Source organism: Tsukamurella tyrosinosolvens (assembly GCF_900104775.1).
Classification (GTDB): Bacteria; Actinomycetota; Actinomycetes; order Mycobacteriales; family Mycobacteriaceae; genus Tsukamurella; species Tsukamurella tyrosinosolvens.
The window spans coordinates 151,869-173,471 of the sequence record NZ_FNSA01000003.1 but is presented as its reverse complement, the minus strand read 5'-3'; the positions used below and the strand labels follow the sequence as shown (position 1 = coordinate 173,471).

Genomic DNA, 21,603 nt, shown 5'->3' with positions numbered 1-21,603 from the left:
GTTAGGGTGTCCCGGTGAGCGCCCCCGAGCCCGTCCCGACCGCCGAGCGGCGCCCGCTGCGCGCCGAGGTCGCGATCGTGCTGCTGGTGACTTTAGCCTGGTCGGGACTGTATTCGACGGTCCGCCTCATCGGCTATCAGCTCGGCCCCGGGGTCCGCGGGACGACGGTGACGCTCAACCCCGTCCGCAGCCCGCACGCGGTGATCGACTTCCTGCTCCAGGTCCTCGGCGCGGTGCAGCTCTTCGGCTGGGCCGCGCTGGCGCTGTACCTGCTGTACCGCTCCGGGATCCGGTTCGCCGACATCGGCTTCGCGCTGCGCCGGCCGCGGCGGGAGCTGCTGCGCGACATCGGGCTGGGCACCGGCCTCGCGGCGCTCATCGGCATCCCCGGCCTGGCGCTGTACGCGGCCGGCCGCGCGCTGGGCGTCACCGCGAGCGTCGTACCGGCGTCGGGCGACGTGCAGTGGTGGCGGATCCTCACGTACGTCCTGCTCGCGGCCGGGAACGCCGTCGCCGAGGAGGTCGTCGTCGTCGGCTACCTCATGACCCGGCTGCGGCAGCTCGGCGTCGGGCGGGCCGGTTCCATCGCGGCGTCCTCGGTGCTCCGCGGCTCGTACCACCTCTACCAGGGCTTCGGCGCGGGTCTGGGGAACCTGGTGATGGGCGTGATCTTCGGCGCCGCGTACGACCGCTGGCGGAAGCTGTGGCCGCTGGTCGTCGCCCACTTCCTGCTCGATGTCGTGGCCTTCGTCGGCTACGCGCTGCTCCGCCCGCACCTGGGCTTCCTCGGCTGACCCGGCCTGCGACCCGGATCACGCGCTGAGACGATTTCTCAGTTGCGGCCCGTACAGTCGATGTGCGTGAACGACGAACGACCGCGCGACGAGCGGAACCTCGCCTGGTCGCAGGTCCCCGAGGGCGACCCGCGCTCCCGCGCGCCCCGGCACCCGCAGGGCATCCCCCGCCCGCGACCGGGCCAGCGGCCCGGCCCGCCCCCGCAGCCGCAGCCGCGCGCGGCGCAGCAACCGCCCCGTCGGCCCGGGCCACCGCAGGGGGCGCCGCAGCCGCCCGCGCCCGCCCAGCCCCGCGCCACCCGCGTCGAGCGGCCGCAGCCGCAGCCGCAGCCCCGCCGGGCTTGGGCGCCCCGTCAGGAACCCGAGCCCGTCCCCGCGAGCGAGGTCAAGCGCCCCGTCGGGGCCCGGGGCAGCAGCGACGGGCGCGTCCCCCCGCCCCCGCGCCCGCCGCGCACCAAGAACCGCAGCCGGGACCGGGAGCCCGGTCGACGGTCCGCCGCCCCCGCACCCCAGGCCCCCGCGCCGAAGAAGGTCCGGCGCAAGCGCAAGCTGCACCCCTTCCGCTGGCTGGGCGTCTTCCTCGTGCTTCTGCTCGTGGGCACGGTCGCGGGCACGATCTATTTCGACGGCAAGCTCACGCGGATCGACGCCCTCGCCTCGTACGCGGGCCGCGTCGCCGACACGCCGGGCACGAACTGGCTGCTCGTGGGCACCGACGCCCGCGAGGGCCTCACCCCCGCGCAACAGAAGGCGCTCGCCACCGGCGGCGACCTGGGCGGCGCCCGCACCGACACGATCATGCTGGTGCACGTTCCGAAGTCCGGCGACGCGACCGTGGTCTCGATCCCCCGCGACCTCTACGTGCAGATCCCGGGGCAGGGCGGGCACAAGATCAACGCCGCCTACTTCCTCGGCAGCACGTCGGGCAACGGCGACGCGGCCGGCGCGCAGCTGCTCGTGCAGACCTTCGAGAAGGCCGCCGGCCTGCGCATCGACCACTACGCGGAGATCGGTTTCGGCGGCTTCGCGACCATGGTCGACGCCATCGGCGGTGTCGAGATGTGCCCGAAGTACCCGATCAACGACCCGAAGGCGGGCCTGCGGATCAAGGCGGGCTGCCAGACGCTCGACGGCGCGCAGGCCCTCGGCTACGTCCGCACCCGCGCCACCCCGAACGCCGACCTCGATCGGGTGGTGCACCAGCGCGAGTTCATGTCGGCGCTGTTCAAGGAGGCGACCTCGCCGACGACGCTGCTGAACCCGTTCGAGATGTGGGGCCTGTCCAACGCGGTGGTCGAGGCGCTGTCTGTCGACAAGGACACGCACCTGTGGGACCTCGCGCGCCTCGCGTGGGCGATGAGCGGCAGCACCGTGACCACCACGACCCCCACCGCGGGCAGCGAGTACACCAGCGATGGGGACTCCCTCGCGTGGGGCAAGAACACGGACGAGTTCTTCGGCCTGCTCGCCGCCGACCAGCCCGTTCCCGCTCGCCTCCTCAGTGGGACCCCGGGAACCGGTTAAGGTGGCGCCATGACTGAACGCGGCCGTATCGGCCGTCCGCCGAAGGTGAACCGGGAGCAGGTGGTCGCCGCCGCGGCCGACATCCTCACCACCGACGGCCCGCTGAAGTTCTCGATGCGCACCCTCGCGGCGCGCCTCGACATCAGCGCCATGGGCATCTACCACTACTTCGATTCGAAGAACGACCTGCTCGGCGCCGTGCTCGAGCACCAGTCGTGGAACACGCCGGTGCCGGAGCTGGCCGAGGATCCGCACGAGCGGCTGGTGCAGCTGCCGCTCATCGTGATCGACCACCTCACCCGGCACCCGTGGGTGATCGACGTGCTCTCGGCCGACGAGATCATCGACGCCTACTCCGCGTGGTCGTTCGACGAGTTCCTGCGGACCACGGACGAGATCGGCATCCCCGAGGACGAGTCGCTGCACCTGCTTCTGGGGTTGTGGCGGTTCACGATCGGCGAGGTCACCGTGCGCACCAACCAGGCGATGCGCGACGCCCGCCCGACGTCGAGCGCGTGGTACGAGCGGGAGATCCCGCAGCACGTCATCGACCGGCCTCGGCTCGCCCGCGCCCTCGGCGCGCTGGATCCGAGCGCCGAGAGCTACGACGTGCGGCAGACGATCCTCGCGTACCTGCGCGGCGCCCTCGGCGACCGCTTCCACGGCTGACCCCGCCGGAGCGGGGTCAGCCGGGCCGGTCTACAGCGAGACCTGGCGGCCGCGCAGGCCGTCGCGGGAGCGCCGCTGCGCGGCGGTGAGCTCGGAGTCGTCGGTCAGGGCCTCGGCGAGACGCTTCGCCAGCTCGACGGTGCCGGCCACCCACTCGTCGGGATGCGACTCGCGGTCGAGGTCGAAGACGGGCACGAGCAGGCCGTCGGAGCGGAACGAGCCGGCGAACCGCGAGCCCTCGCCCACGGTGAGGCCGCCGGCGGCGTGCACGCGGGCCAGGGCGGCCATCAGCTCGTCCTCCGGCGCGGGGTGCACCCAGCGCAGGTGCGCCTTGGAGCCGGTGTCGGCCCACCACGGCGCGCCGACGCCGTCGGCGCCCAGGTCGAGGCGCGCGGCGGGGGTGATGAGCGAGTTGGCGTGCTCGACGAGCTGCCGGGTCTGGGCGTCGGCCTCGCCCGCGAGCCACCAGTCGAAGTCCTTGTGCACGGTGACCTCGAGCGGCGCGTCGGCGGCGAGGACCTCGAGCAGCGCACCGTCGGACTCCTCCGACAGCGCCTCTCCCACCGCGGCGTCGGCGGCGAAGCGGGCGGCGCCGGCGAGCGCGGCCCCGGGCTGCAGCGGGCGGGTGGCGGTCTGCAGGGCGGCGTAGCCGATGACCCCGTCGGCCTCCTCACGGACCAGAGCCTGCGCGGCGCCGGGGAGCACCGTCGCGAGGCGGATCTCGCGGTTCGCGCCGGCGACCGTCAGCGGTGCGGTCGCGCTGGGCACGAAGTTGCGGAGCGCGACGATGTCGCACTCGGCGGCCAGGCCCTCGAAGGGACGGCTGGTGTCCGCGGTGCTGGCCTCGGCGCGGGCGCGCTGCGCGGCCACCTTCTCGGCACGGTTCGATCCCTCGCGGGGAGTGGCATTGCGTTCGCGTCTACCCATGCGGAAAGCCTATCCCCGCAGCCAGGACCGCGTACGGGCCGGGTGGTTGGTGGCGATCCACTCGACGCCGAGGCCGTTGCACAGGGCCACGTCGGCCTCGGAATCGACGGTCCAGCAGTAGGTGAACCGGCCCGCGGCCCGGGCCTTGGCGACGGTGTCGGGCCGCTCGCGCAGCGAGTCCACCGACGGCCCGATGCCCTGCGCGCGGACCGCGGTGGCCGCTCCCCCGCCGAGTAGCCGGGAGGCCTCGCCGAGCAGCACGGCGGGGACGCCCGGGGCGTTGCGGCGCACGCGCCAGATCGCGGAGCCGGAGAAGGAGATGACGACGACGGGCGCGTCGGCGAGGTCGTCGGGCTTGGTGAGCCCGTGGCGCTGCAGGGCGGCGAGCAGCTTCTGCTCGACCATGCCGCCGAAGCGGACGGGGTGCTTGGTCTCGACGAAGAGCTTGCGGCCGGACGTGCGGGCCAGCTCGATCAGCTCGTCGAGCGTGACCACCGGCTCGGGGTGGCCGGGCCGCTTCCACGAGCCGAAGTCCATCGTCTTCAGGTCTGCGAGGTCGAGTTCGGAGACGGCGCCGGTCCCGTCGGACGTGCGCTCGACGGTGCGGTCGTGGAGGCAGACGAGGTGCTGGTCCTTGGTGAGCCGGACGTCGCACTCGATGGCGTCGGCGCCCTCGGTGACGGCGGCCTCGAAGGCGCTCATGGTGTGTTCGGGGAACTCGCCGCTGGCGCCCCGATGGGCCACGATCCCCGCTACGCCGCCAACCATCGCGTCCCGTCCTCCAGCTCCCGGGCCGTCGGCCCCCCGTCGATCATGCGGACCAACCGTGCCGTGACCAGCAGGAACACCCCGCTCAGCAGGTAGGTCAGCGCGGTGTAGACCATCGCGTCGGCGCCGTGCTGCAGGCCGCCGGCCGCGCGTGAGTACGCCACGCACCCCACGGTGACGATAGTCAGCGCGACCCACGCGGCCCACCATCGCCGGATGAACATCGCGCGACGATCCGTCGCCTCCCCCGCCGCGCGGCGCTGCGCGTCGGCCAGCTCCAGAACGAGGACGGGCGCGGCGGCCAGGTTCACCACCGGGACCAGGCAGTACACCCACAGCTGCCACGCCGGACGGGGTTCGCGGGTCCCCAGGGCCGCGAAGGCCCGCTCCCGCGAGACCCGCAGCCACAGCGTGAGCACCACGAACAGCGCGATCACCGCGATCACCGCCAGCCAGCCGATCGCGAAGACCGCGACGGTGGCGACGCCCGCGAGCCACCCCGGCACGGGACCGGACCGGTTGATCACCAGCAGGAGGTAGGCCAGCGCCTCGACGACCGCCGCGGCGAGCACGATGCCGGTGGTCAGGCGCAGGACGAAGGGGGTCGCGTCGGCCGCGGCCTCGGCGGTGGTCGGGGCGGCGGGCGCCGCCGGGGTGAAGTCCTGGCGCAGGCCCCAGCGCGGAGTCGCCGGGTAGCGCGGCGTCGGCTTCGGGGCCGACGGTGCGCGGCCCGGTACCGGCAGCGTCTCGGGCGGTCGCCGGGCGAGCCAGCGGAACCGGGCGCGGGGCTGCGCGGTGCGCGCGGGGTTCGGGTGCATCAGACGGCCCCTTGGCTGCCGTCCGGTCGCACGACGGGGCGGCCGGCGGACGCCCAGGCGATCATCCCGCCGTCCACCACGGCGGCCTCGATCCCCACGGTCTCGAGGTAGCGCACGGCCTGCTCGGAGCGCCCGCCGCCGCGGCAGATCACGTACACCTGGGCGTCGAGGTCGATCTCCTCGAAGCGGACGGGCAGGTCGGGCAGCGGCAGGTGCACGGCGCCGGGGGCGTGCCCGAGGTCCCATTCGCCCGGGTCACGGACGTCGAGCACGGTGAGGCCCGGCGCGGCGGCGAGGTCCTCGGGCAGGGCGTCGACGGGGATCGGACCGTCGGCGGGGTAGTCCGTCATGGCTCCAGTCTTCCACGGGCAGCGGGGGCCGCCGACGATTCATCCACAGTTTCCACAGGCTCATCCACAACTTGAGGGTTGTGCTGTGAGCGCTTCACCAGCGCGGATTCCGCGCCCTGTGGATCGAGCATGTCAAGCCCCGAAATTGGCCCACAGGCCGCGGCGCTGCAGGCCGGCGAGCGCGCCGTCGAGCACGCCGGCCGTGACGGACGCGGCGAGGCCTGCCCCGTCGATCGCGGTGCCGCCGCCCAGGAGGCGTGCCAGCAGGGGCTTCGGGGTGTGCATGGCCTCGACCTCGGCGTCGGGGAAGCGCTCGTCGAGCACGCCGCGCAGGGTGCCGACACCGTCGGCGAGCCCCAGGTCGACGGCCTTGCGGCCGATCCACACCTCGCCGGTGAACAGGGCCGGGTCCTCGCCGAGGCGGTCGCCGCGGCGGCTGGTCACCCACTCGCGGAAGGCGCTGTGGATATCGCCCTGGATCCCGTGGAGCCACTCGATGTCGCCCTCACGGACGTCCTCGAACATGTCGAGCCGGTGCTTGGCGTCGCCCTCGGTGAAGACGCGGCGCTCGAGGCCGATCTTGCCGATCAGCTCCTTCGCCCCGAAGCTCGCGGAGATGACGCCGATCGACCCGACGATCGAGGTGGTGGTCACGAAGATCTCGTCGGCGGCGCAGGCCAGCCAGTACCCGCCCGACGCGGCGACGTCCTCGCAGAAGGCGAGCACGGGCAGCTCGTGCTTCGCCGCGAGCTGCCGGATCCGGGTGGCGATGAGCTCGGACTGCGCGGGCGAACCGCCGGGGCTGTTGAGGACCAGCGCGACGGCGACGGCGTCGTCGGTCTCGAAGGCGCGGCGGAGCACCGACTCGACCCCGGCCAGGTTGAGCGTGCCGCGGCCGAGCCCGCCCGACATGGCGGGCGCCGCGATGGGGCCTTCGAGGCGCACGACGGGGACGACGCCCCCGGCCTGCCCGAGGGCGGCGCGCACGCGGTGGCTGGCGGCCTTCGCCGCGTCCTGCAGTTCGGTCACGAGGGGACTCATGGCCCCGACGGTAGCGGGCGAATCCGACACCCGGTCATCGCCGCTGGTCAGGGGGCGAGCGGCGATCCGGGGAAGTTCCGCGCGACGGTCCACACGAGGGTCAGTACGCCGACGCTGATCCACAGGTACTTGTTCTGCGGCACCGCGGGGACCGTGAAGCCGGCCCGGCGGCCGAGCCAGCCGAGCCAGAGCCACACCAGCACGGCGCCGGCCGGGTAGATCAGCGCGTTCGAGCCGAGTGCGGCGAGGAAGTCGCCGTTGGTGACGTCGTTGACGGCGCGCAGGCCCCCGCAGCCGGGGCAGTACAGGCCCGTCGCGGCGTACAGCGGGCAGACGCCCCAGCTGTTCTGGACGTGCGGATCGCGCAGGTGCAGCGCGAGGACGACGGCGCCCGTGCCCGCCGCGGCGGCCAGCGGCCACGCGGACGCCCGCAAGCGCGAGGATGCCGAGGGCGCGGTCGTGGTCATGGACACCAGGCTAGCGCCGCCGACCGGGCGCCTCAGAGCGTGGACGCGAAGGCGAGGCCGCCGAACACGCAGCCGAACGAGACGAGGGCGTCGAGCAGCGCATAGCCCCAGGCGTTGCGCCGGTTGAGCAGGTTGAGTACGGCGTGCGCGCCGAAGGTCGTGCCGAGCAGCAGCGACGTGAGGAAGGTGATGGCCAGCACGTCGAACGTGCCCGTGTACGTGCACGCCATCGCTGCGCACTCGCGGATCGAGGGCATCGCACGCACCGCGAGGACGAGATTGATGATCGTCGCGGTGAACGACACGACGAGCAGTGTCATCGACACGACGATGTCGGCGCGGGTCTGGCGGCCGCCGACGAGGGTGCGAACGCGGCCGGCCCGATCACCGCTGAGGCGCTGGGTGCGCGCCCCGAAGCTGGTTCCGGTCATGTCCACCATCGTCCCGCGCCGGACTCGGGAATCCAAGCGTTTGCGATAGAAAGCGGCCGCGTTTCTATCGGTCGACGCGGCGCCTGCGCAGGTGGACGCCGTAAATCAATCCATCGGTCTAGTAGGTCACATTTGCTTGAATGAACAACAAACATCGGACATTCGGCGCCCGACTGTCCACGGACGCCGTTTCCGGCGGTTCCGTGCGATCGATTTCCTACTGCTGTGTAGGTCCGCTACAGTGTTCCACACCACATCTGTGACGAGCTTCACAGGTGCAACACACGGAAGGCGGCGCGATGACGGTCAAGCACACCCATTCCCTCGCCACCGGGCCCGACGCCGCGTCGCGCAGCTCGTGCACCGTGTACTTCTCGCGCTCGCTGACCCGCACGCTGCTCACCGTGGCCGTGCTCGCGATCGCGTTGGTGCTCATCGTCGTCCTGGGCTGATCCGCCCCGCCTCGCGGGCGAACCGCGCGGGTTCCGCCGGTCGGCGCACCGTCGGCCTGCGCCGATCCCGCCGAGAACCTCAACCGCACTTCATGCGCTTTCGGCCGTCCTTATTGCGGAACCATTCCAGATAAGAAAGGCTGGAAGGGTACGAAGGACCAACCAGGAAGCGATCGCTTCCGCAATCGAAGGGAAAGACGTGGCCGTCTACACTCTGCCGGACCTCGACTACGACTACAGCGCGCTCGCGCCCCACATCTCGGGCGAGATCATGGAGCTGCACCACAGCAAGCACCACGCCGCCTACGTCGCCGGCGCCAACCAGGCCCTCGAGCAGCTCGCGGAGGCCCGCGAGGACGGCTCGATCGCGACCAAGGCGCCCCTGCTCTCCAAGAACCTCGCCTTCCACCTCGGTGGCCACACCAACCACTCCATCTTCTGGAAGAACCTGTCGCCCAACGGTGGCGACAAGCCGGTCGGCGACCTGGCCGCGGCCATCGACGAGCAGTTCGGCGGCTTCGACAAGTTCCAGGCCCACTTCACCGCCGTCGCCATGACGCTGCAGGGCTCCGGCTGGTCCGTGCTGGCCTACGACCACATCGGCAAGCGCCTCGTGCTGCAGCAGCTCACCGACCAGCAGGGCAACATCTCCATCGGCCTGACCCCGCTGCTCATGCTCGACATGTGGGAGCACGCCTTCTACCTGCAGTACAAGAACGTCAAGGCCGACTACGTCAAGGCCTGGTGGAACGTCGTGAACTGGGACGACGTCGCCGCGCGCTACGCCGCCGCCACCGCCTGAGTCCTTCTTCCCTCAGCCTCGAGACCCCGTCCAGCGCATCCGCGCCGGCGGGGTTTCGTCGTTCCCGCCGCACCCGGCTGCCGGCGAACCGCTTCGTGTCAGTGGTCGATGCGAGGGTGGGCGCATGACACAACCGGGATACGACGCCCTCGCCGACACCTACGCCGCGATGTTCCCGGAGCCGTACCAGTACCCCATCGAGCGGCACGCCGCGGCGGCCTTCGCGGAGGCCGCCGCGGGTCGCCCGGGCCGGACGGTGGACGTCGGCTGCGGCCTCGGCCACGTCGCCTCCGACCTGGCCGGACGCGGCCTGGACGTGATCGGCGTCGACCCCAGCCCCGGCATGCTCGCGCACGCGCGACGCCTGCACCCGGCGCTGCCCCTCGTCGACGGTGACGCCTCCCTCGCCGCCCTGCCCGACGGCCCGATCGCCGCGATCCTCGCCCGGTTCAGCCTGATCCACGTGGAACCGGGCGAGGTCCGCTCGACGGTGCGCGCCTGGTCGGCCCTCGTCGACGCGGGCACGCCGGTCCTCGTGGCCTTCCAGGCGGCCGACGAGCCCGGCCCGCCGCTCGCCTTCGACCACGCCGTCGCGCCCGCCTGGCGCTGGCACCCCGACGAGTTCGCCCGCGTCCTCGCCGAGGCCGGCTTCGAAGAAGCGTGGCGGATCGTCTTCCGCGACAAGGACTACCGCTTCCCCATGGCGCAGCTCCTCGCCGTCCGCGACTGACCACGCGGCACCGCGCCGGGCGCCCGGCACCGTCGGATCCGGGCACCCGAAACCCTCGCGCCGGGCCCGTGAAGAATCGAGACAGGGCTTCAAAACTCCTGCGCTACTTGTTATTTCGAGACCATACGACTAACCTGGAACTCGCACGAAGGGGAGTAGCCCCCAATCGCGCGGTCGACACACTGGCGAGAGCCCGGCCGCACGAACCGGAGCAACGGCTTCCGGTGGGCGAGACCTTTGTGCCACTTGCGCGGTCCGACGGTCGGATCCGTGTGGCACAGGTCTTCGCAGGAGGTTCGCACCGTGCTCAACGCGTTGCTCATCAGTTTCGCCGTCGTCTTCGTCGCCGAGCTCGGCGACAAGTCCCAGCTCATGGCGATGACCTTCGCCGCCCGCTTCAAGTGGTGGGTCGTGCTGCTGGGCATCACCGCCGCCACCGCCCTCACCCACATCGCCTCGGTCGGCATCGGCTTCGCGCTCGGCTCCGCCATCCCCACCCAGCTCATCACGGCCGTCGCGGGCATCTCCATGCTGGTCTTCGCCTTCTGGACCTGGCGCGGCGACACCCTCTCCGACGACGAGAGCGGCACCGCGGACCGCGTCACCCGCTCCGTCTTCCTCGCCGTCGCCTCCGCATTCTTCCTGGCCGAGCTCGGCGACAAGACGATGCTCGCCACGATCACCCTCACCACGCAGCACAACTGGTTCGGCGTGTGGGTCGGCTCGACGCTCGGCATGGTCGCGGCCGACGCCCTCGCCATCGCGGTGGGTGCCCTGCTCGGCTCGCGGCTGCCCGAGCGCGCCATCGCGATCGGCGCGACGATCCTGTTCTTCGGCTTCGGCGCCTGGCTCCTGGCGGAGGCCTGGCCGGAGCTCGACGGCATCAGCCGCATCGTCACCGGGCTGGTCGTCGCCGTCACGATGATCGGCGGCGGGCTCGTCGTGCACCGGGCGCACCGCGCGGCGGCGGCACCGTCGAACCCGGAGGTCCCGGAGGAGAGCACCCCCGGGCCCGGAAGAACCGCCCTTCACTAATGTGAGGTGGGTCGCGCCGCCCTCCGGCGAGTGCGCTCCACTACAGAAGGGAATCAGCCATGGACGTCTCCGGCTCCTCCGTCATCGTCACCGGTGGCGCATCCGGCCTCGGCGCCGCCACCGCGAAGCGTTTCGCCGATGCGGGCGCCACCGTCTTCGGCCTCGACCTGCAGCCGTCGATCGACAAGGCGACCCCGGTCGAGAACGTGCACCTCGTCGCGACCGACGTGACCAAGGAGGACGAGGTCCTCGCCGCGATCGCCGAGGCCGTCAAGGCCGGCCCGCTGCGCGTGGCCGTCAACTGCGCCGGCGTCGGCTGGGCCGGCCGCATCCTGTCGAAGAACGGCCCGCACGCGCTGGACCTGTTCCAGACGGTCATCAACATCAACCTCGTGGGCACGTTCAACGTGATGCGCCTGGCCGCCGACCAGATGAGCAAGCAGGAGGCCGTCGACGAGCAGGGCTCCCGCGGCCTCATCGTCAACACCGCCTCGGTCGCGGCCTTCGAGGGCCAGATCGGCCAGATCGCCTACACCGCCTCCAAGGGCGGCGTGCACGCCATGACCATCACCGCCGCGCGCGACCTGGCGCAGTTCGGCATCCGCGTGAACACCATCGCGCCGGGCATCATCAACACCCCGATGCTCGCGGGCGTGACCCCGGAGTTCAAGCAGACCCTCGAGGCGGGCGTCCCGTTCCCGCAGCGTCTGGGCGAGCCGTCCGAGTACGCCGATCTCGCGTACTTCCTCTCGCAGCACGACTACATGAACGGCGAGACGATCCGCATGGACGGGGCCATTCGGATGGCTCCGCGCTAGACCTGCTCGGCCACCCGAATGGCCGCGGGATCGCAGCCATTCGGATGGCTCCGCGCTAGATCTGCAGTTCCTCCGCCGGCGTCGCCCCGACCGCGTCCGACAGGACGAGGAGCGGGGCGGCGTCGTCGTCGATGGAGGGGCCGTCGGGCGGAAGCACCATGCTCGACGGTGCCGGCGCCGCCCCGGCCTCGTTGCGCAGGTCGATCGCCACGAGCAGGTTGTGCACGTTCTCCTCGGGCACGCCGTCGCCGAAGTCGTCGGGCAGGTACGGGCTGAGCTGGACCAGCACGTCGCGGATCTCGACGACCCGGCGCTGGAAGCGCAGGTGCGGGTCGCGGCGCGCCTTACCCGCATCGAGCACGACCTCGGGGACCGCGGTGGTGAGCAGCGTCCAGAGCGGCTCGAGCCGCTTGTAGTCCCGGCGGTGCTTCTTGCGGTACTGCATCTGCACGACGAAGCCGCGCACGCCCGGGTAGCTCAGGCCCACGACGAACAGCAGGATGCCGCCCGCGGTGCAGGCCTGCGACAGGCTCAGCAGGACCGGCCAGGAGGCCACGTGGCCCGCGCTGGTGAGCACGAACGCGACCTGCGCGAGGGAGCCGACGGCGGTGATCGCGAGGCCCGCGGACATGAGCCGCAGCGACGTCGTGAGGTAGCCGTCGGCGAAGGGCATGAGCCGGGTCAGCGAGAGGACGCAGTCCGCGAGCCCGTACATCAGATAGCCGCCGGCGATGACGAAGAAGACGGCGAAGCCCAGTTCCTGCACGGTGAGGGTGTCGAGGCTCGCGTCGCGCAGCGACGGCGGCGTCACGTTCATGGCGACGGACAGGCCGACGACCGCGGCGATGAGCGGGATGGCCTCCATCCCCGCGCGACGTTGGCGGGCCGATTCGGTGGGGCCGTAGAAGAAGGCGACGGCCAACGCGGCGACGCCCAGGGCGAGCGAGGCGTAGCCGCCGAGGCGGGAGGCGCCCCGCCACAACGCACCGTCGATGGTGGGCGCGATCGGCGAGCCGAGCAGGAGCACGGCGAGCGTCAGCGCGGCGATGGCGACAGTGACCGCGACGGCCTGGATCCCGGCCTTCGCGCGGTAGAGCCGGTCGATGCGCCAGCACAACACCAGGGTGAAGAACGCGACGCCGAGTACGTTCACGAGCTTCACAGCCACCGGGAATGACCTCCCAGGGCGCGCTGGATGCCGCGCAGACTGTCGTGCTTGGCGGTGCGACCGGCGAGCGCGCCGGCTTCGGACGCCCAGCCGAGAATGATGGAGGCGATCATCTCGGCCTCCCACTCGTGCTCGTCGTCGTAACAGGTGCGGTGCAGCGCGGCGTCGGCCTCCGGGGAGGACATCTCCGCGGTCTGCGGTGCGGCCGCTGTTGGACCGGCGTTCTGGTGGCCTGCGATGAGGTGGCCGAACTCATGGATGATGATCTGGTCGCGGTGCGTGCGCGACGTATTGGCCTGGTAGAAGAAGTAGTCCGCGTCGTCGCCGACGAGCCACAGGCCGTTCGGCATGCCGACGGGCAGCGGCTGCGAGATCACCAGGATGTCGCGGCCGCGGCGCTTGCCGTACTTCTCGCACAGCTGGACCGCGTCGAAGGGCAGGTCCAGGTCGAGGCTGCGCACCTCGTTCTCACACAGGCGGCGCAGCGCTTTGACGGAACGCACAGCCCACCTCCACACGGTCGTAGAGGGACGACGGTGCCGGAGGCACACTCACGGCGGCCCGGAGGGCCGCGACGCGTCAGCCGCTGAGGCTAGAGCCCCTCGTTTTCGCGCGAGTCTACGGGAAGCTCGGGCGGGTCGGCGGGCAAGCCCTGCTGCACTCGCAACACCTTGATGAGCTCGTTGACCATGTTCACCGAGTCGGGCGAGAGCCCTGCCAGGCGGAACGCGGCCATCTGCACCTTGGTGTCGGCCTGGAGGCGCATGAGGTGGATCTGGTCGCGCGTGCGCTGGGCGGCCTCGTCCTCGAGGAAGTAGTGCACGTCGACGCCGAACGCGGCCGAGATGCCCTCGACGGTGCGGAAGGACGGCGACTTCGCCTTGCCGGAACGGAGCTGGCTCAGGTAGGACTCGCCCAGGCGGAAGCCCAGGGCGGTCGAACGCTGGGCGATCGCCTTCGCGGTGAATGCGCGACCGTTCGGGCCGGGCACCGTGCGGAACAGCTCCTCGAGACGACTCGCGAACAGGCCCTGGCCCACCAGAGCGTCGCTGTCGTACTTATTACCTGTATCCACTTGTGCCATCCCTCTCTATCACCGGCACTCCGGACTCGCTGAACACATCTTATTGCGAGTCCACAAGCCTCGATCACACTATAGCGCACTTCGCCATGGAACACGACCGCTTCGTGATCGGCTATCACCCATGAGCGCGGATACTGTATTCTTACCTACGCCTGTGCACGAATAGCGGAAGGGGTGTGTTGTGTCGCGTCCGACCCATCTCTCCCGACGTCTCCGGGCCATCGGCATCACCGCTCTCGCCCTCGGCGCCATCGCCTCCGCGCCCGCCTGGGCGACCCCCGATTCGTCGGATTCCGACAGTGGCTCCGGATCCGGCAGCTCGACCTCGCAGAGCACGGACGGCTCCTCGTCCGCATCGTCGAGAGGTTCGAACGACGATGCGTCCACCACGGGCAGCGCCGGCCGCGCGACGGGCAACGACTCCCGGAGCGGCGGTGGCAGCGGCGTCGGAGCCGGCAGCAGCTCCTCTCGCGGCAGTGGCTCGGGCGACTCCTCCACCGACACCGGCTCGCCGAACGGCGGCGGCACGACGACGGGTGACGAGACCGAGACGGGCAGCAACAAGCCCGATAAGGAAGAGGGCGACAACGGCAAGGACAAGGGCCACGGCCACGGCGGCGGCCTGATCGGCATCATCGGCGGCATCTTCGGCGGGGGCGGCTCGAGCAGCGGCGGCTCGACGGGCACCGCGACCTCGCCCACGATCCCCAGCGCGGGCGGCTCCGATTCCGGCTCGTCGTCGAGCTCGTCGACCGGTTCCACCAATTCGACCGGCTCGGGCGGCGCCCCCATCTCCAGCGGCAGCGGCGTGCGCACGGGCAACCCGCTCCCCGAGTCGCCGGGTTCGACCAAGGACAGCGGCTCCACGAGCAGCAGCAGCGACGCCCGCCCCTCGGCTCCGGCCGCAGGCGTCGGCGCAGCGGCACCCGTGGCCCCGGCCGTCGTCGCGCCGGTCATCGTCCCGCCGGTCGTCGTGGCCGGCCCGGTCCTTCCGGCTCCCGCGCCTGCACCGGCACCGAAGCCCGCCGCCCCGAAGCCGGCGGCTCCGGCCCCCGCGGCCCCGGCACCGTCGAACACCGACCGCACGCCGGCGGAGCAGAGCTCCGGCAGCAACGGCAACAGCACCGTCTTCGCGGCGGCGTACACGTCGGCGCAGCGCGTGGCGCCGGTCGCGGCGGAGACGGCGCGGCAGCTCTCCCCCGCGATGATCGCCATCCTCGGTGGCGTCGCGCTCCTGGGCAGCGGCAGCTTCGCCGACGCCCTGCGTCGCGCGCACCTGCGCCAGGCCCAGGCCTAGCCCTCCCGAGCAGATCCCGAGCGCCTTGCTGGTTGGCGGGGTCGCGCGTCGCGCCAACTATCCTTAGCCTAACCTAAAGCGATGACCTCCCCGAGTCCTCGCTCCCCGATGCGCCGCCCCCTCAGCCGACGATCGCTGCTCCTCGGCGCGGGCGGCCTGGGCGCCGCGGCCGCGCTGTCCGCGTGCGGCGCCGACGGCACGTCCGCGCAGACGGGCGACGACGGCCCGAAGCGGGTGGTCGCGCTCTCCACCGGACACCTGGATCACTGCCTCGCGCTGGGAACGGTGCCGGTCGGCCTCGCGGTGGTCGCCCCGGAGGCGAGCAACAGCACCGGGATCCCCCAGTTCATCCGCGACGCCTTCGGCGCGAAGTACGACCTCGACGCGATCCAGATCGTCGGCGAGCGGATGACGCCGGACCCGGAGAAGATCGCCGCACTCAAGCCCGACCTGATCCTGTCGAACAAGCGGGCCGACAAGTCCCTCAACGAGCAGCTGGCGAAGATGGCCCCCACCGTGCTCACCGCGGGCGGCTCGGAGGCGTTCAAGACCGACCTGACGACCGTCGCCGAGGCGCTGAAGCGAAAGCAGTCCGGCGAGAAGCTGCTCGCCGACTACGCGGGCCGCGCCCGCGCGTGGGCGCAGTCGCGCGGCGACGCCGCGACCGTCTCGCTGGTCCGGGCGCGCGGCGATCAGTACCTGTACTTCGGGACGCTGGCCCTGGCGAGCATCGTCGGCACGGATGCCGGCCTGACCCGCCCTGCGGCCCAGCGCTTCTCCGACGTCGCGAGCCGCGCGCTGTCGCCGGAGGAGGTGGGGATGCTCGACGCCGACTGGCTGTTCTACTCGTTCCCGAAGGCCTCGCGCGACATGACGGAGGCGGCGCTGTGGAAGAAGTTGCCGGTCGTCGAGCGCGGACGCGCCTTCGAGGTCGACGTCGACCCCTGGTTCCTCAACGCCTCCACCGTCGCCGCGGAGCGCGTCCTCGCCGACATGCAGAAGTTCATGGCCGGCAGGCCCTAGCCGCCCACCACCGGCAGCGCGAGCACCTTCTCGCTCGACATGAACGCGCGGAGCGCCGCGGTGGCCTTCACGTCGTCCTCGTTGTAGTCGAGGATCCGCTGCCGCTGGACGGCCCGGTCCTCGTCGGCGAAGCCGGCGTCGATCCCGACGCCCACGCGGTACCAGAGCATCGACGCCTCGCCGCCGGCCTCCGCGTCGCGCCAATGGAATCCGGCGACGGGCGCCACCTTCTTCAGGCCTCGGCCCTCGAGGGAGAGGAAGGCGTCGCCGACGGCGTCGAACATGTCGACCCACTCGGGCGAGGCGATGAATTCCTCCACGGCCCGCCGCACGGGCACGCCCGGCTCGCCCGCGAACCGGTCCGCGGAGGCCAGCAGCCACTTGTTCTCGGCGTTCTGCGAGTAGCAGTACGCGGCGAAGGTCTTGCCCGCGGCGTGCGCCTCCGCGCGACGGTCCATGAGGAAGGCCCAGAACTCGGCGAACGAGCGGGCCTCGTCGCGCGTGGGCACGGGGTCCCAGGTGACGAAGGGCCGGTAGCCGAGGTCGACGCCGTCGCGCCGCAGCCACGTGCCCCACAGGTAGGCGCCGTACTCCTGGTAGCTCTCCATATCGACGTCGACCTCGACGTCGGCCCGGCGCACCTTCACCTCGGGCTGCCGCCGCACGAGCACCTGCCCGTCCCGCCACGCGCGGGCCATGGCCCGCAGGTCGGCGATGGGCACGGGCACGTCCTCGGGCTGGGGCCCCACGTACTCGGCCAGCTGGTCGACGGTGCCGATGCCCGCCTCGCGCAGCCCGGGCGCCGAACGCCCGTCGGCCACCAGGCTCACGTCCCGCGCGAGCGTCAGGGTCTGCGCGCACTGCGGCCACCAGGGGCACCGTCGGCACTCGGCCACCCGCACGGGCTCGGTCTCCACGGTGCCGGCCAGGACGGCCCGACGGTCCGCGAACCGCTCGTCGTAGGCGGCCAGGAGCGGCCCGACCTCCTGGACGACGATGCGCGCACCGTCGACCCCGATGCTCCCGCCGAGCAGCGTCCGGGACGCGAAGCCCGCGTCCTGCAGCATCCGGGTGAGGTGCGCGAGGCGCATCTGGTCGCCGCGGTGCTGGCGGGAGCGGACCGTCGCGTCCTCGCGGGGCTCCCAGCGGTCCAGCGGCGACGTCACGGCGCCGGCGCCGGGGTCGCAGGTCTTGTGGTTGACGACGATGACGGGGATGTAGCCGTCGGCGAGGCGGACGAGGAGCTCGCTGTGGCCGCGGCGATCGTGCGCGGTGGGCAGCACGGCGTTCCAGATCCGATCGGCACCGGCCTCCATCGCGGCGAGGGTGCGGCGCACCGCGCCCTCCCCGGGCTCGATGACGGTGAGCCCTGGCAGCCGGTCGCGGACGGACGCGCGGAAGACGGCGGCCGCCTCGACCCGGAGCGCCATGCCCGGGTCGGGCTCGCCCTGCGGGGCGCGGGCCTCGAGCGCCAGACGGTGCCGACAACCGGTGAGCGAGCGCGCGCTCACCGGAGTCGTCTTGATGCCCTGGTCGATGTCCACTGCTTAGCAGTATGGCGGGCGGCACCGACAACCCGCGGAGCCGCGCTGTGCAATGCTGTACCGGACGGCAGTACTGACCTACAAGGACGTGCACTGATGGGTTTGTTCGGCAAGAAGACGAAGTCCTCCCGCGCGGAGCGCCGCGCGCAGGCCAAGGCGCTCAAGTCCAAGGGGCGCCTCGAGGCGAAGCTCGCCGCCAAGAACGCGGACCGTGACGCCAAGCGCGTCGTGAAGAACGCGTCGAAGAGCGAGCGCAAGGCGCTGAAGGCCGACCTGCAGCGCTCGAAGATCGTGGCGAAGGCGCAGGGCAAGGCCGATGCGGCGAACCTGAAGATCGCCGAGACCCAGGCCCGCGCGGCCGTCGACGGCAAGCTCCTCTCCGAGGCGCGGCTCAAGCGCTACATCTCGACCGCGCGCCTGCTGGCGCCTGTCGTGGTGCCGATCGCCTACCGGGCGGCGCAGGCCGGCCGGAACCAGCTCGATGCGGCCAAGGCCTCGCGCCTCGGCGTGCCCGTCGACGAGGTCGCGGCGTTCGCCGGCTACGGCGGCGGCCTCTCGGCCCGCGTCGCGGCGGCCCGTCGCTCGCTGGACCAGCTGGCGGCCACGCACCCCGATGCGGAGACCAAGTCCTTCACCGCCGCCGTGGCGCAGCGCCTCGACGACCTGGGCACCGCCATCACCGCGTCCGAGTCGATGCCGCCCGCGCGCCGCCGCCCGGCGCACCAGGCCATCGCCCGCGAGCTCGACGGCATCGACGCCGACCTCCTCAACCGCCTCGGCGTCAGCTCCTAGTCCACCGCTGCCGCTTCGCGATAGGTCGGCGACTCACCGGCCGGTCTGACTATCCCGTCTTTCGGATCGGGCAGGTTCGACCGTCGATCTGGAGGTCGACACGTTTGACCGTCGCCACCGGAGTGCCGAGCAACGGCGTCGTGGACTCGCTGTACCAGCCCTTACGGGCGTACCCGTCGTCGGACGTGACGGTGTTCGTCCATGAACTGACCTTCCCGTCGGTGGTCGTCACGACAATCCTGGCGTCCTGCGCGACGCGCCGTCCGATCCATACGTGCGTGTTGACCGCGTCGCCGTACCAGTAGCTCCCGGAGCAGGTATCTGCGATCGTAGGGACGGTCGTCGGTTCCGGAACGGACGAGCTTACGGCAGTCGGCGAACTCACTGACGTGGTCGATGCCGGCAGCGTGTGCCCGGGACGAACGTACGTCGTAGGTGCATTTCCAGCATGCTCGAGACCGCACCCTGCCACGGGTGCGACCACACACGCGGCAATCGCGATCCGCAGCGAATATCGAAGCACCGTTCTCATTATTGTTTCCACTCCCCATTGAGTTTGTCGTTGTATCGTTTTATCTTTTGAGCCGCAGTCAGCATCCATCCCGAAGAGCTAGCAACACATCTCTTGCGTCGAGCCCTTGAAGCCGAACTGCTTACGGCAATCGCCCAAAGATCACTTCGATGGCGTTCGAGAAGCTGGTTGCTTCGGGTGCTTCGAATCGCTGCAGTGTGGTGTACATGCGGTGTGCGCTCTCATGCTCACCAACAAACATCGCGTAGATAACAAATGCCTGCTCGCGAGAAAACCGCGGTTTGGCAATCCTCTTTCCTCGCTCTAGGATGGCATACGCCCCACGCTCGATCGATTCGAAAGTGCGATAAAGAGGGAAGAATTCTTCGTCCGAGCGTCGGGGGTAGTAAGAAGTAGCGTAGTCGAGCGCAACACTGTAACCCCAGTGGACGCTCTCCTCGGTGGCGTTGGCACGGAACTTTACAGATGCTGGTGCGCCTGCCCATTCGATGTGCAGCATATTTCGGTGAAATGAGTTGCTGAGCCAGGTTCCGGGGGTGAATCCGTATTGTTGGGGGTCGCGCTGGGCGATTTCGCGCATGGCAGGGTGGGCGATGTACGCTGCGCCGTCGATGACTCCGGAACGTCCTCGGCCATGGATGGTGTATTCGATGACGTCGTCGCATCCGGGGACGGTACTAGGGCGGGTGAGGTAGACGACTCGGTCGCCTTCGGAATTGCCGTGCGGGGGGTAGGCGGGGTTGCCGAGGGTGAAGCCGTGGCCGATCTCGAGGGTGGCGAGGTCGGTTTCGAGGCGACTTGGCCGTGGGTCCACGGGAACCGGCTCGGGAGGTTCGTGGATTGGGCGGGACTTTCTCATGGGGTGGCTACTCCTGCTTCCGGGGCAATTCAGATTTCAGACCTTCCACCACTCCCGGGGGAGATTCATTCGACGGCACTCCGGAGCGTCCCAGGTTTGTCGGAGTTGCTGCGTCTGACTGAAAGGGCACATCTCCAGCCTGCGCCGCGAACGGTAAGTCGCCGTCGTCGTCGCGGTAGAAATGTGGTCACCGACCTGTACGTCGCCAGCATGCATCCGTACCGATGGTGAGGGTACGCGGTGGCGGTGCGCCGCTCATGAAGCAACTACTGGTGACGACTGAACGGCGGGAGGGTTTCTACTCCCAAGCGAAGTCACCTGACTGATCGGTGAATACGGCATCGTCGCCGGGGGCGGCGGTGGTGATGAAGGATTCGACCCACGGGAAGTCTTGGAGGTAGCTGTTGATGCCCCATATTTCGCGGTTGGATGGGTCTGCCATGTATTCCGGGCTTTCACGTCCGGTGGTAGAGGTGAAGGTGAGTCTGCCGTCGACATCCATCAACCCGACGAACCGGGGCGGGTGGTCGTAGTGCTGCTTCGAGACCAGTATCGGCAGGTTTCCCAATTCAGCGACAGTGGGGCGTGCAGCGTCGGTGACGCGCTGTGTGTCGAGCACCTCATCGGGACTGCCGACCGTGGTGAGGAAGGCGTTCCAGCCACGATCATCGACCACGTTCGCTTCTGCCCATGTCAGCAACCGCAACGTCACCACCTGGACGACCCGATCACCCGCGCTCTCAACAATCACATCAGCGTCCGCTCCGAACCGCGATCCCGACGCGATGATCGCCCGCAGTCGTGTTCCCTCCACCAGCGGGCGGGGGAGCCGTGACACCACTTCGAGGGGTGGACGCCGCCGATTATCAACAATGTCTCGGGCGACGGTGCTGATCGCTACCGCAGCCGTGCCGACCTGATCCTTAGCGGAGACCTCAACTGCTAACTCCACAGGTACACCGTCGACGATCACCGACAACCCGTCGGTGGTTACTGTCCGCCGCCTTTGCATGCCGTCGTGAGCGCGGACCTCGACCTCCACCGCGCCTTCGAACAGCGGCTCAAACCGAGCAACCGAAGCCCCGTACACCCGCGTCAGATGACCCGGCACCACCGTCACCGCCCACCCGCCTTCGCCTCATGCGCCTCAATACACGCTGTCAGCGACGGGATCATCGGCCACCGCAACGAACCGTCAGGCTCCCGATACACAAACTCAGGAAACTCCAAAAGCACATTAAAAAACGGAACCTTCACTTCATCGGGTAACAGGCGCGGGTTAGTCATGAAGGTCATTAGGGGGGAGTAGCCTTTACTGGGCTGGAGGTTCAGATCCGCCCCACCTTCCAGTAACCTACGCAGAAGAGGCGCCTCCTTCTCGGGCTCGAAGGTGCGGTTACTGAAGTACAAGTGTAAGACGTTCGTCTTGTTGTCCTCATATGCCACATCGATACCGTCATCGATGAGCCTATTGCAGATAGCTAGCCGTGCGTCAACATTCCTATTGTGCGCAGCTTTCCAGAGTAGGGTGTTATCTTTGGGTTCCGTGTGATTCTGGATTGACGCTTCGTCTTCACTGCCCTCGTAGACTGCGATGAAGTTGTCGTAAGTGCCCATACTGGCGGCGGGGTAGGCGGAGGAGTACCAGTGGTCGTCCATGTGGGTGATCCTAACAGGC

Annotated in this window: 26 protein-coding genes; 11 read left to right on the top strand and 15 right to left on the bottom strand. The window is 70.3% G+C overall.

Annotated features, from left to right (window positions below):
* The first annotated feature begins 14 nt into the window (after nucleotides 1-14).
* From BLW32_RS02330 to BLW32_RS02320, 3 genes are all read left to right on the top strand, one after another.
* Entirely contained in the window at nucleotides 15-794 is a 780-nt protein-coding gene (locus tag BLW32_RS02330; protein WP_068740533.1) for a CPBP family intramembrane glutamic endopeptidase, read from the top strand.
* A gap of 66 nt (nucleotides 795-860) precedes the next feature.
* Entirely contained in the window at nucleotides 861-2,318 is a 1,458-nt protein-coding gene (locus tag BLW32_RS02325) for an LCP family protein (protein ID WP_231857310.1), read from the top strand.
* A 9-nt stretch (nucleotides 2,319-2,327) separates the two neighbouring features.
* Nucleotides 2,328-2,987, top strand: coding sequence for a TetR/AcrR family transcriptional regulator (locus BLW32_RS02320; RefSeq protein ID WP_082791253.1), 660 nt, complete (start codon nucleotides 2,328-2,330; stop codon nucleotides 2,985-2,987).
* A 30-nt stretch (nucleotides 2,988-3,017) separates the two neighbouring features.
* Here the strand turns inward: BLW32_RS02320 and BLW32_RS02315 are convergent, their stop codons facing one another.
* The 7 genes from BLW32_RS02315 to BLW32_RS02285 all read right to left on the bottom strand — a co-directional run bounded on the left by BLW32_RS02315 (nucleotide 3,018) and on the right by BLW32_RS02285 (nucleotide 7,789).
* Nucleotides 3,018-3,914 carry a DUF5926 family protein gene (locus BLW32_RS02315; RefSeq protein WP_068740532.1) on the bottom strand — a complete coding sequence of 299 codons (897 nt, stop codon included), beginning with the start codon at nucleotides 3,912-3,914 and terminating at the stop codon, nucleotides 3,018-3,020.
* 9 nt (nucleotides 3,915-3,923) lie between these two features.
* Nucleotides 3,924-4,682 (bottom strand): glycerophosphodiester phosphodiesterase, encoded by a 759-nt coding sequence (locus tag BLW32_RS02310; RefSeq protein WP_068523339.1) that lies wholly within the window; start codon nucleotides 4,680-4,682, stop codon nucleotides 3,924-3,926.
* Nucleotides 4,667-5,500, bottom strand: coding sequence for a DUF4328 domain-containing protein (locus tag BLW32_RS02305; protein ID WP_068740531.1), 834 nt, complete (start codon nucleotides 5,498-5,500; stop codon nucleotides 4,667-4,669). The genes BLW32_RS02310 and BLW32_RS02305 overlap by 16 nt, the downstream gene beginning before the upstream one ends.
* Nucleotides 5,500-5,850 (bottom strand): rhodanese-like domain-containing protein, encoded by a 351-nt coding sequence (locus BLW32_RS02300; RefSeq protein WP_170181046.1) that lies wholly within the window; start codon nucleotides 5,848-5,850, stop codon nucleotides 5,500-5,502. The genes BLW32_RS02305 and BLW32_RS02300 overlap by 1 nt, the downstream gene beginning before the upstream one ends.
* Before the next feature lie 132 nt (nucleotides 5,851-5,982).
* On the bottom strand, nucleotides 5,983-6,891 hold the full coding sequence (locus BLW32_RS02295; RefSeq protein WP_068523337.1) for a S49 family peptidase: 909 nt from the start codon (nucleotides 6,889-6,891) through the stop codon (nucleotides 5,983-5,985).
* Nucleotides 6,892-6,938: 47 nt separating this feature from the next.
* The gene (locus BLW32_RS02290; RefSeq protein ID WP_068740530.1) at nucleotides 6,939-7,358 is read right to left on the bottom strand and encodes a DUF2752 domain-containing protein; all 420 of its coding nucleotides are present in this window, start codon (nucleotides 7,356-7,358) and stop codon (nucleotides 6,939-6,941) included.
* 32 nt (nucleotides 7,359-7,390) lie between these two features.
* A complete protein-coding gene (locus tag BLW32_RS02285; protein ID WP_068523335.1) occupies nucleotides 7,391-7,789 on the bottom strand; it encodes a hypothetical protein in 399 nt (132 codons plus the stop codon).
* 299 nt (nucleotides 7,790-8,088) lie between these two features.
* On the opposite strand from BLW32_RS02285, the gene BLW32_RS27360 reads away from it, so the two are divergent.
* From BLW32_RS27360 to BLW32_RS02265, 5 genes are all read left to right on the top strand, one after another.
* Entirely contained in the window at nucleotides 8,089-8,241 is a 153-nt protein-coding gene (locus tag BLW32_RS27360; protein WP_156486384.1) for a hypothetical protein, read from the top strand.
* A 199-nt stretch (nucleotides 8,242-8,440) separates the two neighbouring features.
* Nucleotides 8,441-9,043, top strand: a complete 603-nt coding sequence (locus tag BLW32_RS02280) for a superoxide dismutase (protein WP_068523334.1) — start codon at nucleotides 8,441-8,443, stop codon at nucleotides 9,041-9,043.
* A gap of 124 nt (nucleotides 9,044-9,167) precedes the next feature.
* Nucleotides 9,168-9,773 carry a class I SAM-dependent DNA methyltransferase gene (locus tag BLW32_RS02275; protein WP_068740529.1) on the top strand — a complete coding sequence of 202 codons (606 nt, stop codon included), beginning with the start codon at nucleotides 9,168-9,170 and terminating at the stop codon, nucleotides 9,771-9,773.
* Between the two features lie 303 nt (nucleotides 9,774-10,076).
* Nucleotides 10,077-10,808, top strand: a complete 732-nt coding sequence (locus tag BLW32_RS02270; protein WP_068740528.1) for a TMEM165/GDT1 family protein — start codon at nucleotides 10,077-10,079, stop codon at nucleotides 10,806-10,808.
* A gap of 59 nt (nucleotides 10,809-10,867) precedes the next feature.
* On the top strand, nucleotides 10,868-11,626 hold the full coding sequence (locus BLW32_RS02265) for an SDR family NAD(P)-dependent oxidoreductase (protein WP_068523330.1): 759 nt from the start codon (nucleotides 10,868-10,870) through the stop codon (nucleotides 11,624-11,626).
* A 55-nt stretch (nucleotides 11,627-11,681) separates the two neighbouring features.
* Here BLW32_RS02265 and BLW32_RS02260 read toward each other — a convergent pair whose 3' ends face one another.
* The 3 genes from BLW32_RS02260 to BLW32_RS02250 all read right to left on the bottom strand — a co-directional run bounded on the left by BLW32_RS02260 (nucleotide 11,682) and on the right by BLW32_RS02250 (nucleotide 13,878).
* Nucleotides 11,682-12,794, bottom strand: coding sequence for an MAB_1171c family putative transporter (locus tag BLW32_RS02260; protein ID WP_068626230.1), 1,113 nt, complete (start codon nucleotides 12,792-12,794; stop codon nucleotides 11,682-11,684).
* Entirely contained in the window at nucleotides 12,785-13,297 is a 513-nt protein-coding gene (locus BLW32_RS02255) for a hypothetical protein (RefSeq protein ID WP_068523328.1), read from the bottom strand. Before BLW32_RS02255 ends, BLW32_RS02260 begins: the two co-directional genes overlap by 10 nt.
* Nucleotides 13,298-13,386: 89 nt before the next feature.
* Entirely contained in the window at nucleotides 13,387-13,878 is a 492-nt protein-coding gene (locus BLW32_RS02250) for a helix-turn-helix transcriptional regulator (protein WP_068523327.1), read from the bottom strand.
* A gap of 181 nt (nucleotides 13,879-14,059) precedes the next feature.
* Between BLW32_RS02250 and BLW32_RS26925 the strand changes: the two genes are divergently transcribed.
* Entirely contained in the window at nucleotides 14,060-15,175 is a 1,116-nt protein-coding gene (locus BLW32_RS26925; RefSeq protein WP_068740527.1) for a hypothetical protein, read from the top strand.
* An 81-nt stretch (nucleotides 15,176-15,256) separates the two neighbouring features.
* Nucleotides 15,257-16,198 (top strand): ABC transporter substrate-binding protein, encoded by a 942-nt coding sequence (locus BLW32_RS02240; RefSeq protein ID WP_082791251.1) that lies wholly within the window; start codon nucleotides 15,257-15,259, stop codon nucleotides 16,196-16,198.
* Here the strand turns inward: BLW32_RS02240 and BLW32_RS02235 are convergent.
* Nucleotides 16,195-17,742 (bottom strand): TM0106 family RecB-like putative nuclease, encoded by a 1,548-nt coding sequence (locus BLW32_RS02235; protein WP_068740526.1) that lies wholly within the window; start codon nucleotides 17,740-17,742, stop codon nucleotides 16,195-16,197. The two genes, BLW32_RS02240 and BLW32_RS02235, sit on opposite strands and share 4 nt — an antisense overlap.
* Before the next feature lie 96 nt (nucleotides 17,743-17,838).
* Here BLW32_RS02235 and BLW32_RS02230 point away from each other — a divergent pair, with 96 nt between their 5' ends.
* A complete protein-coding gene (locus tag BLW32_RS02230; RefSeq protein ID WP_068740525.1) occupies nucleotides 17,839-18,534 on the top strand; it encodes a DUF6474 family protein in 696 nt (231 codons plus the stop codon).
* Nucleotides 18,535-18,583: 49 nt separating this feature from the next.
* On the opposite strand, the gene BLW32_RS26920 is transcribed toward BLW32_RS02230, so the two are convergent.
* From BLW32_RS26920 to BLW32_RS02215, 4 genes are all read right to left on the bottom strand, one after another.
* Nucleotides 18,584-18,766 (bottom strand): hypothetical protein, encoded by a 183-nt coding sequence (locus BLW32_RS26920; RefSeq protein WP_139286026.1) that lies wholly within the window; start codon nucleotides 18,764-18,766, stop codon nucleotides 18,584-18,586.
* A 421-nt stretch (nucleotides 18,767-19,187) separates the two neighbouring features.
* On the bottom strand, nucleotides 19,188-19,925 hold the full coding sequence (locus tag BLW32_RS26915) for a hypothetical protein (RefSeq protein ID WP_139286025.1): 738 nt from the start codon (nucleotides 19,923-19,925) through the stop codon (nucleotides 19,188-19,190).
* Between the two features lie 298 nt (nucleotides 19,926-20,223).
* Complete coding sequence (locus BLW32_RS02220) at nucleotides 20,224-21,045, bottom strand: hypothetical protein (RefSeq protein WP_068740524.1); 822 nt, start codon at nucleotides 21,043-21,045, stop codon at nucleotides 20,224-20,226.
* Nucleotides 21,042-21,584, bottom strand: coding sequence for a hypothetical protein (locus BLW32_RS02215; RefSeq protein ID WP_068740523.1), 543 nt, complete (start codon nucleotides 21,582-21,584; stop codon nucleotides 21,042-21,044). Before BLW32_RS02215 ends, BLW32_RS02220 begins: the two co-directional genes overlap by 4 nt.
* Between the last annotated feature and the right edge of the window lie 19 nt (nucleotides 21,585-21,603).